Source organism: Rhodococcus sp. EPR-157, assembly GCF_001647195.1.
In the GTDB taxonomy this organism is placed as follows: domain Bacteria; phylum Actinomycetota; class Actinomycetes; order Mycobacteriales; family Mycobacteriaceae; genus Rhodococcoides.
This window is the reverse complement of the sequence record NZ_LVCV01000032.1, coordinates 1-13,289: the sequence shown is the minus strand read 5'-3', so window position 1 is coordinate 13,289 and position 13,289 is coordinate 1. Positions and strand designations below refer to the sequence as shown.

Genomic DNA, 13,289 nt, shown 5'->3' with positions numbered 1-13,289 from the left:
TCGGTGGCGGTCAGAACGACGTCGGTTGCCGTGACGCCCGGCTGGATCTCACCGGACAGCTTGAAGCCGACTACGCGTGGGATGAGCATGGAGACGGGCTGGCCGAGCATTGCTGCCTCGGCCTCGATGCCGCCGACGCCCCAGCCGAGAACTCCGAGTCCGTTGACCATCGTGGTGTGCGAGTCGGTTCCGACGCAGGTGTCGGGGTATGCCTGGCCCTTGCGCGTCATGACGGTCGGTGCGAGGTACTCGATGTTGACCTGGTGGACGATGCCCATGCCGGGAGGGACGACCTTGAAGTCGTCGAATGCGCCTTGGCCCCAACGTAGGAACTGGTACCGCTCGCCGTTGCGTTGGTACTCGAGGTCGACGTTGCGCTCGAGTGCATCGGCGCGACCGAATACGTCGAGGATCACCGAGTGGTCGATGACCATGTCTGCGGGGGAGAGCGGATTGACCTTGTTCGGGTCACCGCCGAGAGTGGTGACGGCCTCACGCATCGTGGCAAGGTCGACGACGCAGGGGACACCGGTGAAGTCCTGCATGATGACACGTGCAGGCGTGAACTGGATTTCGATGCTCGGGTCGGCCGAGGGGTCCCACGACGCGATCGAACGAATGTGGTCGGCGGTGATGTTGGCACCGTCTTCGGTGCGAAGGAGGTTCTCCGCGAGGACCTTCAATGCGTAGGGCAACTTCTCGGCGCCAGGCAAGGCCGACAGGCGGAAGATCTCGTACGAGTTCTCTCCGACTTCGAGGGTGCCCTTTGCACCGAATGAATCATTACTGGCGGTCACTTCAGCTCCACTCGTCTTGAGGCACACCGCCGACAGGGCTGTGTCGACGGATGAAGCGAGACTCACTTCGCGCGGCTGTCGCCGCGGGTGAACATCTCGTGGTCGAGTCTAACAGTACGCTTGTCCTGTTGAAAACGAAGGGCAGCCTACATTGCAGTACTCTGCTTTCGCACTCCCGATTGTCGTGCAGTTCCGACACCTTCGCAATGCAGGGGAGCCTCACTCACAGGCGATCGACCGGACTGGGTGCACGCGGCCGGTGCGGCGAGTGACGTAGGGTTCGTCTCGTCCTTACGACGACGCGCTTCGACTGGAACCTCTGTGATGCCTGAACCGATACTCGCTTTCGTTCCCCTGATGGCCGATGTGCCACCCGGGATCGACGTCGACGACATCGTGGCCGAAGTTGCGGCAACCGGTGTCAGTGCGCCCGCACCGCTCGAGAGCGACTTGCAGTCGGCCGTCGCCCGCGCCGAAGAACATGGGATCGACCTGTCCATCATCGTGGTGGATCGGGATCCGCGGCACGACTCGCAGTTGCGTGATCTCGCTACCGCGGTCGGAGCCGAGGACGGTGGCACGGTGCTGGTGCTCAGCCCCGGCCAGGTCGGGTCTTTCAGTGACAATGTCAGCCGCGTGACCTTGGAGGCGGGACAGGATCGGACGTACACCGGGAACCCTGTCGTTGCGGCGGACAACTTCGTCGACACCCTGGTCGGTCCCCAGACTCCGTGGACGCTGATCACCACGGTGGTGATTCTGGTCGTCGCTGGGTGCGGTGCTGCCACCGCGTTCGCCAAGACGCGTCGTCGGGCTCGTGCGGAAGAGTTGCGTCCAGTCGACGAGAGTAGGACCACGTTGCCAGGCTGACGGCCCGCCCGAACGATCTGCCCCCGACGTTTCGTTGTCGGGGGCATTTTCGCGTCCGGTCGAAAAAAGTCGAAAAAACTGTTTTCGGCAAATGCCGAGATCAGCGCGTTTTCGCAGGTCGAATTACAAATGTGTCGTTTGGGACTAGAGTTTCCTTAGTGTGCAAAGTGTCGTACGGTGCCATTGGCACTGCTGGGGAAGGAGTGTCGCAGAGGGCACAGGTCTATCCGGGGCGACCCGAGAGGCCAGTGCTGCGGGTGTGGCTGACGTGGCACACCCGTCGTGTTGCTGCGCGCTTTCTCCCTGCCCGGCGAATGCGACGGTGACACCCGGATCGAGGTGTCGACGATCCGCTCGTCCGGCGTCGGGGCTTCCTCACGGAAGCGTCGCGAGCGCCGGGACCGAGGGAGACATTTGTGAGGCGACGGACATTCCGCGGCAAACGCCGCAGCGCGTTCCCGAACACAGTTCGAGCACTGATAGGTGCAGGTGTCGTCGTCGCACTGATGGGTGCGGTGACCGGCACTGCCGCGGCAGTGCCCCCGCCCCCTCCCAATCCGTCGGACTCCGAGATAGCAGCGGCGGGTTCGCGCGTCGACGAGCAACTCGGGGCGGTCGGTCAGCTGATCAACGAGGTTGCGGCGGCAAACCAGCAGCTCGCTCAACTCGACGCCGAAGTGGCCATCCGGCGCGAGGACGTCAACAAGGCGCTGGTCGACCTCCAGAACGCGCGTGATGCCGCAGACATCGCAGCTCAGTTCGTCGTGACCGCCCAGCAAGCCCTCGCCGACGCCGGCACGCAGATCCACGCTGCTCAGCAGAAGTTCAACGAGTTCGCAGTCTCCAGCTACACCCAGGGAACTGGCGTCGCGTCGGTGTCTTCGTTCCTCGGGTCGAGCGGGCCCGAGGATGTGCTCGACCGAGCGCAGGTGCTGAAGGTCTTGTCGAACAACCAGAATGCTGTACTCGACGGACTTCAGCGAGCTCGTACCGAGCAGGCCAACAAAGATTCCGCTGCGCGTGAATCCAAGCAGCAGGCCGATGCCGCTGCAGCGGAAGCCGACGCGCAAAAGGTTGCGGCAGAGCAGGCCATTGCCACCGCCCGTGCCGCTTTACAGGCGCAGGCAGACCAGAAGGCCGCGATCGAATCGCAGCGAGATGCTGCGCAGAGTCAGTTGGATGTGGCGCGGACGGATGTTGCCGGTCTCCAAGGACAACGTGTCGCCTACTCCGCATGGGAGCAGCAGAAGGCCGCCGAGGACGCCGCCATAGCGGCAGCCGCCTCAGCAGCACGCGACGCCGCCGTGCAGGCGGCGGCTCGGGTGGCAGCGAATCAGGCTGCCGCTGCAGCGGCTGCCGCGGCAGCCGCTGGGCAGCGATCGCACACCGATATCGATGGAACTGAGTCCGACTCCGACACGAGCACCACGACCCCGACGACGCCGAAGAAGCCGCGTAGTACCACCCAGACCCCGTCCGTCACCGGAAGTGCTGCTGTCGAACTGGCCATCGACCGCGGAATGTCGCAGCTCGGCGTGCCCTACTCGTGGGGCGGCGGTGACGAGAACGGTCCCACCAAGGGAATTCGAGACGGCGGAGTGGCCGACAGTTACGGCGACTACAACAAGGTCGGCTTCGACTGCTCGGGTCTGATGATCTACGCGTTCGCCGGACTCGGTATCTCGTTGCCGCACTACACCGGCTACCAATACACAGCAGGCAAGCAGGTGCCGTCATCCGATATGAAGCGTGGGGACATGCTGTTCTACGGACCGAACGCCAGCCAGCATGTCGCGCTGTACCTGGGCGACGGCAAGATGCTGGAAGCGCCTCAATCCGGCAGTGTCGTCAAGGTCTCGCCTGTACGGTACGACGGAATGACACCGTACGCGGTTCGGATGGTTTCCTGACCCTCTTGGCTACCGGCGTTCGCTCGCGTGCCCTCGGCCAACGGACGGTACGGCTAAGCTCGCGTGCGAACGCCGGTAGCCTGGGGTGGGACTGTCGGCGCGTGTAGTTCATTGCCTGGAATCTAGGGCAGCGGACCTGCAAGGACGTGCCCCCCAACATGTCGAGTGAAAGCGGTGGATTCTTGGTGGCATCACGTGAGGGCAGTGTGTCGAACAGCAGTGCGTCGGAGAGCGCCGCGGCCGAAGTCGGAAGCGCACCCGCGGACGTGAGCGGGCTTGCGCAGGACGTTCAGATTTTGGAGAAGGCCGTCTACGAAGTGAAGCGCGTGATCGTCGGTCAGGACCGACTGGTCGAACGCATCCTCGTCGGTTTGCTGGCTCGCGGGCACGTTCTACTCGAAGGCGTTCCCGGTGTCGCCAAGACGCTGGCAGTCGAGACGTTCGCGAAAGTCGTCGGCGGGTCGTTCTCGCGCGTTCAGTTCACTCCCGACCTCGTGCCGACCGACCTCATCGGAACTCGGATCTATCGCCAAGGTCGTGAAGAGTTCGACACCGAACTCGGTCCGGTCGTCGCCAACTTCGTCCTGGCAGACGAGATCAACCGCGCTCCTGCCAAAGTGCAGTCCGCATTGCTGGAAGTCATGGCCGAGCGGCACGTGACCATCGGCGGCAAGACTTTCCAGATGCCTGATCCATTCCTCGTGATGGCCACTCAGAACCCGATCGAGAACGAAGGCGTCTACCCCCTTCCGGAGGCCCAACGAGACCGGTTCCTCTTCAAGATCGTGGTCGACTATCCCTCGGTGGAGGAAGAACGCGAGATCGTCTATCGCATGGGAACCGCGGTTCCGACGCCGAAGCAGATCCTCGACCCCGAAGAACTCGTCCGTCTGCAGACGGTGGCGAGCACAGTATTCGTACACCACGCGCTGGTCGACTACGTCGTGCGCGTCATCGCCGCCACGCGAACACCGGAGCAGCTGGGTCTCGATGATGTCGCGAGCTGGATCGCCTACGGTGCGTCACCCCGTGCGACGCTCGGAATCATCGCGGCATCGCGAGCATTGGCGCTGCTTCGCGGACGTGACTACGTGGTCCCGCAGGACGTGCTCGAAGTGATTCCGGACGTCCTTCGCCACCGACTCGTGCTGTCGTACGACGCGCTTGCCGACGAGGTCACTCCCGAACACGTCATCACAAAAATCCTCCAGACCGTCGGGCTTCCGCAGGTTGCACCGCAAGCAGTGGGGGGCTCCCCGCAGCATCCGCTTGCTCCGCAGGGGCAACCGAACTACCAGGGCCAGCCGAACTACCAGGCCCAGCCGAACCAACAAGCCCAGCCGCACCACCAGGCGCAGTTCCCTTACCCGAACCAGCCTGCCGCTCCCGGCCAGCCTGCCGCTCCCGGCCAGCAGCCGGGCCCAGGGCAGTTTGCCGGCAACGGAACGCATCAGGGTCACAACGGTCCAGCGGCTCCATCGCTCGACAAGTCGGCCGTCAAGGAGTCGACCGTCAATGAGTCGACTGCAGGTAGCCAGAAGCAGTGAGCGGGGCACTGGCCGATGGTTCGGCAGGCCGTCACGATCCGAGGCCGCCGTCGTTCCGAAGCGGTGAGCTGCGCGATCCGTCCCTCGGGGCGGCCCTGCGGACACTGGAACTGACGGTTCGTCGGCGCCTGGACGGTGTGCTGCACGGCGATCATCTCGGACTGATACCGGGGCCGGGATCGGAGCCGGGCGATGCTCGGGAGTACCAACCTGGCGACGACGTCCGGCAAATGGACTGGTCCGTCACGGCACGCACGACGCACCCACACGTTCGGCAGTCCGTTGCGGATCGAGAACTCGAGACCTGGATGGTGCTCGATTTGTCCGCAAGTCTCGATTTCGGGACCACCGGATGCGAGAAGCGCGACCTTGCTGTTGCAGCGGCCGCCGCGATCACGCATCTGACCAGCGGCGGCGGAAACCGCATCGGTGCAGTCGTGGCCACCGGTGCGAACACGACACGCATACCCGCCCGCGGCGGTCAGGTCCACAGGCAGGCGATGCTGCGCACGATTGCCACGACGCCGAGCGCTGCCGACGGGGTGCGGGGCGATCTTCGAGGTGCCATCGAGTCGCTGCGGCGACCTCAACGTCGCCGGGGCATGGCGGTGATCATCAGCGACTTTCTCGGGCCCATCGACTGGGAACGTTCGCTGCGCGCGATCGCTGCGCGCCACGATGTCCTCGCCGTCGAAGTCGTCGACCCCCGCGACCTCGAGCTTCCCGACATAGGAGATGTGGTGCTGCACGACCCCGAATCCGGGCGCACCCGCGAATTCAGTACGACGCCACAGCTGCGCGCCGACTTCGCCGAGGCGGCGAATGCACATCGAGAGGATGTCGAGCGGGTGTTGCGGCGTTGCGGCGCTCCGCGGCTGACGCTTCGAACCGACGGTGACTGGATCGCAGACGTCGTGAGGTTCGTGTCCTCGCGTCGACACACCCTCGGCGCGAGCGCGGTCAACACGGCACGGGCGGGTCGCCGGTGAGCCTGTCGGACTTCGCCTCTCCCTGGTGGCTGCTCTTCCTGCTGGTCGTCATTGCCCTTGTCGTCGGTTACGTGGTGGTGCAGCGTCGTCGGCAGAAGCACACGCTGCTTTTTTCGAACATGGAGCTGCTCGAAACAGTCGCGCCGACGCGTCCCGGATACTGGCGTCACGTACCGACGGCGCTGGTCTTGGTCGGTTTGATGTTCCTGACGGTTGCGCTGGCCGGTCCGACGTCGGATCAGCGGGTCCCGCGCAACCGTGCGACGGTCATGCTCGTCATCGACGTGTCGCTCTCCATGGAGGCAACCGACGTCGAGCCGTCGCGCCTGGCCGCTGCGCAAGAGGCCGGGAAGTCGTTCGCCGACGGACTGACTCCGGGTATCAACCTGGGCCTCGTCGCCTTCGCCGGCACGGCCTCGGTATTGGTGTCACCTACCGCCAATCGTGAGGCGACGAAGGCTGCGATCGACAAGCTGCAACTGAGCGAACGAACAGCGACCGGGGAGGCAATCTTCACGTCCCTGCAGTCCATAGACACACTCGGTGCTGTGTTGGGTGGAGGCGACGCGGCTCCTCCTGCACGGATCGTTCTGCTGTCCGATGGAAAACAGACAGTTCCCGAGAACCCCGACGATCCGCGAGGGGGATACACCGCCGCACGGGCGGCAGCGGAGAAAGACGTCCCGATCTCGACGATCTCGTTCGGTACCAGCTACGGCACCGTCGACATCGAAACCGAATCGGGGTCCGAGCGCGTTCCAGTGCCGGTCGACGACCCCTCTCTTCGGGAGATCGCCACCCTGTCCGGCGGAAGCTTTTTCACCGCATCGTCACTCGAAGAGCTTCGGGATGTATACGACACGCTCGAAGAACAGATCGGCTTCGAAATCACCCGTGGCGACGCGAGCAGGCCATGGTTGATTCTCGGAGTTCTCTTCACCGCAGCAGGATTGGGCACAGCCTTGGTACTCCGTCAAAGATTGCCCTGATTCGCTGTCACTACTCACCAGTAGGTTTCACTTTGTCATCGCAGAACGAACAGATAGGTTGCAGGCATGTCCAAACCCGACTTCATCGCCCGATCGGTACTCGTCACCGGAGGTAACCGAGGCATCGGTCTGTCCATCGCCCAGCGTCTTGCCGCTGACGGCCACAAAGTGGCCGTCACCCATCGTGGTTCAGGAGTGCCGGACGGGTTGTTCGGGGTTGTCTGCGACGTGACGGACTCGGACTCCGTGGACAAGGCCTTCACCGAAGTCGAGAAGGCTCAGGGACCGGTCGAGGTGCTCGTCGCCAACGCAGGAATCACCGACGACACGTTGCTGATGCGCATGACCGAGGAACAGTTCGAGCGGGTCATAGATGCGAACCTGACCGGCGCTTTTCGAGTTGCCAAGCGCGCCAACCGCGCGATGCTGCGGGCACGATGGGGTCGGATGGTGTTCCTCAGTTCTGTCGTCGCCCTCGGCGGCGGCCCTGGACAGATCAACTACGCGGCGTCCAAAGCCGGTGTGATCGGTATGGCTCGCTCGATCACACGCGAGCTCGGTTCGCGGTCGATCACTGCCAATGTCGTGTCTCCCGGATTCATCGAAACCGACATGACCGCCGACCTGCCGGATGATTTGCGCAGCAAGGCCAAGGAGTTCATTCCCCTTCAGCGCCTGGGCCAGCCCGAGGACGTTGCTGCCGTAGTGAGTTTCCTTGCGGGTCCAGACTCGTCGTACGTCTCCGGTGCGGTCATTCCTGTCGACGGCGGTATGGGCATGGGCCACTGATTCACTTCAAGGATTTTCTCGTTTCGATTCGATCGTTAAGGAAGACACATGGGCGGACTGCTCGAAGGTAAGACAATTCTCGTGACCGGCATCATCACCGATGCCTCGATCGCATTCCACGCGGCGGCGATGGCCCAGAACCAGGGTGCGAAGGTCATCATCACCGGCTTCGACCGGCTGCGGTTGATCGACCGGATCGCGCAGCGCCTGCCGCAGCCGGTTCCCCCGGCGATCGAGCTGGACGCCACCAACGAGGAGCACCTCGCGGCGCTTGCCGACCGTGTGCGCGAACTTGCGCCCGAGGGTGTGGACGGAGTGCTGCACTCCATAGCTTTCGCGCCGCGCACGCTGATGGGGCCGGGTGCAAAGCCGTTCCTCGAGGGCCCCGGCCCCGATGCTGCACGTGCGTTCGAAATTTCGGCGTGGAGTTACGCGTCGCTCGCCCGCGCTGTTCTTCCCGTCATGAACGAGGGCGGATCGATCGTCGGCATGGACTTCGATCCTCGTACTGCGATGCCGTACTACAACTGGATGGGTGTCGCCAAGGCCGCCCTGGAGTCGGTCAACCGCTACGTCGCCCGCGAGGTCGGTGAAGCCAAGCGCATTCGGTCGAATCTTGTTGCCGCTGGACCGATCCGGACGCTCGCAGCAAAAGCCATTGCAGGTACCGCGACCGGCGACGCACAGAAGATGCAGCAGCTCAACGAGTACTGGGACGGCGCCTCGCCGATCGGCTGGAACTACGACGACCCGACCGTGGTGGCCAAGTCGATCGTTGCGCTGCTGTCCGATTGGCTGCCCGGCACCACAGGATCGATCATCTACGTAGACGGCGGCGCGAGTCACAACACGTACCTGCCCGACAACATGTAGTTCTCGCGTTCGACGCACCACATCGGCCCGGATGGACGGCAGTTCTCGTCCGTCCGGGCCGATGTGCGTGAAGGTCTCTCGAAGGCCGAGCGCACAATGGAAGCATGACGACGTCCACTGATTTCGACGCTCTACTGGTTCTCTCGTTCGGTGGTCCCGAAGAACCCGCACACGTCAGGCCGTTCCTCGAGAACGTCACGCGCGGACGCGGTGTGCCGCCCGAACGACTGGACGCAGTCGTGGAGCACTACATGCATTTCGGGGGAGTCTCACCGATCAATGCACTCAACCGCGACATCATCGCGGCAGTCGAGGCCGAATTGGCCACTGCCGGAATCGACCTCCCGGTGTACTTCGGCAACCGAAATTGGCACCCCATGGTCGAGGACACCGTCGCCGAGATGAGCGCGAACGGTGTCGAACGTGCGCTCGTGTTTCCCACCTCTGCGTGGGGCGGATACTCGGGTTGCCGCCAGTACCACGAGGATCTCGCTCGTGCCCGAGAGTCAGTAGGCTCGGGCGCACCCGATCTGGTGAAGATTCGCCAGTACTACGACCACCCGTTGATGGTTGCCGCGTTCGCCGACGCCATCACTGCGGCGCTCGACGAACTTCCCGCCGAACGGAGGGCCGGGGCTCGGCTGGTGTTCACTGCTCATTCGATCCCCGATGCGGCCGACGCGAACGCCGGCCCACCCGCCGACGGCGGTCACCTCTACAGCCGCCAGGTTGCCGACGCATCCGCACTAGCTGCTGCTGCGGCTGGGATCGACGAGTACGACGTCGTGTGGCAGTCGCGGTCCGGACCTCCGCAGGTGCCGTGGCTCGAGCCGGACATCTGCGATCACCTCGATGCGCTGGCGGACAAAGGAGTCGATGCGGTAGTCGTGTGCCCGATCGGCTTCGTGTCCGACCATCTCGAAGTCGTATGGGATCTCGATACCGAGGCCGAGGAGAAGGCAAGGGAACGTCGGATGGCGTTCGCGCGCGCCTCGACGCCTGGTACCGACGAACGGTTCGCGAAAATGGTGGTCGAATTGATACGCGAGCACGTCGAAGGTGCCGCCGCGCGCAGTATCGGTTCGGTGCCGAGCTACGGCGAGACGCTCAATGGCCAGCGGTGTGCACTCGGGTGCTGCGAACAACCGGTCCGGCCGACCCGAAACTAGGTGCGGGGCACACTCGAGGCGATCCCGGCGGCGACCGCACTCAGCCGCGCCGACCGCACTGCCGCCCACAGTGGCCTGATCAGCTCCTCACGGGCCACGGCAGCCGCCGCCGTGGGAGCCTCGGTCGGCGCGAACGTCCGTGCTACGGACAGAATCGCGGAGACACGATCGGCCGACTCGAGGACTCGCATCGCTCGTTCGGGAATGTCTGCCGGGTAACGATGGCGCATCAGCTCCGACAATTCGTTCGCGATGCGAGTTCGAGGGTCGCCCTCGTTGCTTCTCGTGGGCAGTGTTCGGGTGGGCAGTGACTGCATCGATCCGAGTGCGTCCGCGGCGCCACGAACGGCATCACGCATCGCGAATTCGGCCTCACCGAGCGAGAAGTCGTGTACGTAGTGGCCGAGCACGTCGACGGCGAACACCGTCCAGCGCATGACGTCGGGACCCTCGACGGTGGGTACGAAGGCCAGACCTTCGGTTCCGGCGAGACCGACGACGACGGCTTGTCCGGCGGTGAGAGCAGCTCGTGAGAATCCGGTTCCGGGAGGGAGATTCTCGACAGCCCCCGGCCCGGGTAGAAGAAGCTCGATGACGGCGTCGGAGCTCGGGTTCGGGATCTGCGCGCGGATGGCCGTCAACACCGACGCGACGCCGTCTGCTCGTGGGCTCGGCCAGGCCAGACCGGTGCGCTGTGCAGTCGTCTCGTCGGCTGCAACGACGAGGTGCATCGGGGCCCAGTCGGCCATGGCGTCGATGACGTCGTCGGGCGCACTGACGCCCGCCAGCCACGAACTGGTCCACAGGGCGAGGCTTGCGCTTGGAGAACTCACGACTCACAAGTTTAGGTCGGCGTGGCGCGGTGTGCTCGGTCGCGGGGGTCGCTAAAGTCGTCGCCCGTGGCGGATATGTACGGCGGAGACATCCTTTCTGGGCACAGCCGAATGCGGAAGGTTCCCGCACCTCGGGTTCCCGCGGAGCGCGGCCTTGTCGTCGAGGATGCAGGTAGCGGTTTCTGCGGTGCGGTCGTCGGGTTCGAGAGGACGTACGACGGTGACTTCGTCCGGCTGGAGGATTCGGCCCGAACCACCCGGCTCTTCGCGCTTCGAGAAGCTGCGTTTCTCATCGATGGCAAGCGCGTCACACTCGAACGTGCTGTGGCAGCTCCCAAGCCGACGGGTGCCACCCGATCTGCGTCCGGCTCGACAAAGGTCGACGGATTGCGGGCTCGTACCGCCCGCGCCAGTCGGATCTGGGTGGAGGGCGTCCACGACGCGGCGCTGGTGGAACGTGTCTGGGGCCACGACCTGCGTGTGGAAGGTGTCGTCGTCGAACATCTGGAAGGTCTCGACAATCTGGGTGGCCGTCTCGCGGAATTCGCACCGGGGCCGAATCGCCGGGTAGGTGTTCTCGTCGACCACCTGGTGACGGGCTCGAAGGAATCCAAGCTCACGACATCCCTCGGCCCACACGTTCTGGTGACGGGTCATCCGTACATCGATGTGTGGGAAGCGGTGCGGCCGGGGGCGGTCGGTATCGACGCATGGCCGAAGATCCCCCGAGGACAGGACTGGAAGACGGGCATCTGTCGTGAGCTCGGTTGGGGTACCCCGAAGGAGGGGTGGCGACACGTGTATTCGTCGGTCTCGAGCTTCCGGGATCTGGAGGCACCATTGATCGGGGCAGTCGAACAGCTGGTCGATTTCGTGACGGAGTGACATCCACCGTCCAGTGTCCGATTTCTGGTTAGATGGACAGTGTGGCGGCGATCATCTGGCTCATTGCAGGAATTGCACTCGCGGCAGCCGAAGCGCTGACGGGAGATTTCTTCTTGCTCATGCTCGCCGGTGGTGCTCTGGCAACAGCAGGTATCTCCGCCGTCACGGATTTCCCGGTGTGGGCGGACGCCGTCGTGTTCGGACTCGTGTCTTTGGTCCTGGTTCTGGGTGTACGGCCGATTCTGTTGCGACGCTTCGCCGCTCCGCCTGCGCTCGCAACCAATACTGCTGCATTGACAGGCAAGAGTGCTGTTGTACTGGAACAGGTTGCAGCACACGAAGGTCAGGTCAAGCTCGGCGGCGAGGTGTGGACTGCACGGCCCCTCGACGAATCCGAGGTATATGCGCCGGGAACCACCGTGACCGTGATGGAAATAGACGGCGCTACAGCCGTCGTGTGGAGGGGACCGTAGTTTCATGGCAGCACTGATCGTTCTCGGCGTGATCGTTCTTCTCGTAGTCGTCCTCGTGGCCAAATCCGTGTCCATTGTCCCGCAGGCCGAGGCCGCAGTGATCGAGCGACTCGGCCGCTACGTCCGGACCGTGTCGGGTCAGCTCACGTTTCTCGTTCCGTTCGTGGACCGAATCAGGGCCAAGGTCGACCTCCGCGAACGGGTCGTGTCCTTCCCACCGCAGCCAGTGATCACCAAGGACAACTTGACGGTCTCGATCGATACCGTCGTGTATTTCCAGGTGACCAATCCCCAGTCCGCGGTGTACGAGATCAACAACTACATCGTCGGCGTCGAGCAGCTGACCACCACGACTCTTCGTAACGTGGTCGGCGGTATGACTCTCGAAGAGACACTGACATCTCGCGACTCGATCAACGGGCAGCTACGGGTCGTCCTCGATGAAGCGACGGGTCGATGGGGTCTGCGCGTCGCTCGGGTCGAGTTGAAGAGCATCGACCCACCGCCGTCGATCCAGGAGTCGATGGAGAAGCAGATGAAGGCCGACCGCGAGAAGCGGGCCACCATTCTGACTGCCGAGGGCCATCGTGAGTCCGCGATCAAGACTGCCGAGGGCGACAAGCAAAGCCGCATCCTCGCGGCCGAGGGCGGCAAGCAGGCTGCCATCCTGACGGCCGAGGGCGAGCGCCAGTCGCGCATCCTTCGTGCCGAGGGCGACCGAGCAGCAAAATACCTTCAAGCCCAGGGCCAGGCCAAGGCGATCGAAAAGGTGTTCGCTGCGATCAAGAACGGTAAGCCGACACCGGAACTGCTTGCCTACCAGTACATGCAGACACTTCCGCAGATGGCACAGGGCGACGCCAACAAGGTCTGGATGATCCCGAGTGACTTCGGCGATGCTCTGAAGGGGTTTGCCAAGACGCTGGGTGCACCGGGTGAAGACGGTGTCTTCCGTTTCGAGCCGAGCGCGAATACAAGCGACGATTCCGCACCGGTCGACGATTCGGAAGAGATCGCCGAATGGTTCGAAACCAAGACCGATCCAGCTGTGGCCGAGGCAGTCGCGGCTGCGGAGGCAGTTGCCCGGACGCCGGTCGACACCTCGCTTGCTCCTGACCCCAGCCTGACGAAGGGGTCCGATCTAGGGGAGCTGTCGGCACCTGCC

The 13,289-nt window shown here is 63.9% G+C and carries 13 protein-coding genes; 11 read left to right on the top strand and 2 right to left on the bottom strand.

The window, feature by feature from the left end:
• Positions 1-797: aconitase family protein (locus tag A2J03_RS01400; RefSeq protein WP_269455167.1), on the bottom strand; the 797-nt coding region annotated here is incomplete at its 3' end.
• Between the two features lie 324 nt (positions 798-1,121).
• On the opposite strand from A2J03_RS01400, the gene A2J03_RS01395 reads away from it, so the two are divergent.
• The 8 genes from A2J03_RS01395 (at position 1,122) to A2J03_RS01360 (ending at position 9,933) form a co-directional block, all read left to right on the top strand.
• Positions 1,122-1,667 carry an Rv1476 family membrane protein gene (locus A2J03_RS01395; protein ID WP_068368702.1) on the top strand — a complete coding sequence of 182 codons (546 nt, stop codon included), beginning with the start codon at positions 1,122-1,124 and terminating at the stop codon, positions 1,665-1,667.
• A 416-nt stretch (positions 1,668-2,083) separates the two neighbouring features.
• Positions 2,084-3,577: an NlpC/P60 family protein gene (locus A2J03_RS01390; protein ID WP_068368699.1), complete on the top strand. Its 1,494-nt coding sequence runs from the start codon at positions 2,084-2,086 to the stop codon at positions 3,575-3,577.
• A gap of 158 nt (positions 3,578-3,735) precedes the next feature.
• A complete protein-coding gene (locus A2J03_RS01385) occupies positions 3,736-5,124 on the top strand; it encodes an AAA family ATPase (protein WP_082897515.1) in 1,389 nt (462 codons plus the stop codon).
• On the top strand, positions 5,121-6,113 hold the full coding sequence (locus tag A2J03_RS01380; RefSeq protein WP_068368697.1) for a DUF58 domain-containing protein: 993 nt from the start codon (positions 5,121-5,123) through the stop codon (positions 6,111-6,113). Before A2J03_RS01385 ends, A2J03_RS01380 begins: the two co-directional genes overlap by 4 nt.
• The gene (locus A2J03_RS01375) at positions 6,110-7,102 is read left to right on the top strand and encodes a VWA domain-containing protein (RefSeq protein WP_068368694.1); all 993 of its coding nucleotides are present in this window, start codon (positions 6,110-6,112) and stop codon (positions 7,100-7,102) included. Before A2J03_RS01380 ends, A2J03_RS01375 begins: the two co-directional genes overlap by 4 nt.
• 66 nt (positions 7,103-7,168) lie before the next feature.
• Positions 7,169-7,891, top strand: a complete 723-nt coding sequence (fabG1, locus tag A2J03_RS01370) for a 3-oxoacyl-ACP reductase FabG1 (protein ID WP_068368691.1) — start codon at positions 7,169-7,171, stop codon at positions 7,889-7,891.
• A gap of 48 nt (positions 7,892-7,939) precedes the next feature.
• Positions 7,940-8,764 carry an NADH-dependent enoyl-ACP reductase InhA gene (inhA, locus tag A2J03_RS01365; RefSeq protein ID WP_068368688.1) on the top strand — a complete coding sequence of 275 codons (825 nt, stop codon included), beginning with the start codon at positions 7,940-7,942 and terminating at the stop codon, positions 8,762-8,764.
• Positions 8,765-8,868: 104 nt separating this feature from the next.
• Entirely contained in the window at positions 8,869-9,933 is a 1,065-nt protein-coding gene (locus A2J03_RS01360; RefSeq protein WP_068368685.1) for a ferrochelatase, read from the top strand.
• Here A2J03_RS01360 and A2J03_RS01355 read toward each other — a convergent pair.
• Positions 9,930-10,766, bottom strand: coding sequence for a hypothetical protein (locus A2J03_RS01355; protein WP_068368682.1), 837 nt, complete (start codon positions 10,764-10,766; stop codon positions 9,930-9,932). The genes A2J03_RS01360 and A2J03_RS01355 overlap by 4 nt on opposite strands.
• Before the next feature lie 75 nt (positions 10,767-10,841).
• Between A2J03_RS01355 and A2J03_RS01350 the strand changes: the two genes are divergently transcribed.
• The 3 genes from A2J03_RS01350 to A2J03_RS01340 all read left to right on the top strand — a co-directional run.
• On the top strand, positions 10,842-11,651 hold the full coding sequence (locus tag A2J03_RS01350; protein ID WP_068368680.1) for a DUF3097 domain-containing protein: 810 nt from the start codon (positions 10,842-10,844) through the stop codon (positions 11,649-11,651).
• A 41-nt stretch (positions 11,652-11,692) separates the two neighbouring features.
• On the top strand, positions 11,693-12,124 hold the full coding sequence (locus A2J03_RS01345; RefSeq protein WP_068368705.1) for an NfeD family protein: 432 nt from the start codon (positions 11,693-11,695) through the stop codon (positions 12,122-12,124).
• 4 nt (positions 12,125-12,128) lie between these two features.
• Positions 12,129-13,289 (top strand): SPFH domain-containing protein (locus tag A2J03_RS01340; protein ID WP_068368677.1); only part of this gene is annotated, 1,161 nt, incomplete at its 3' end.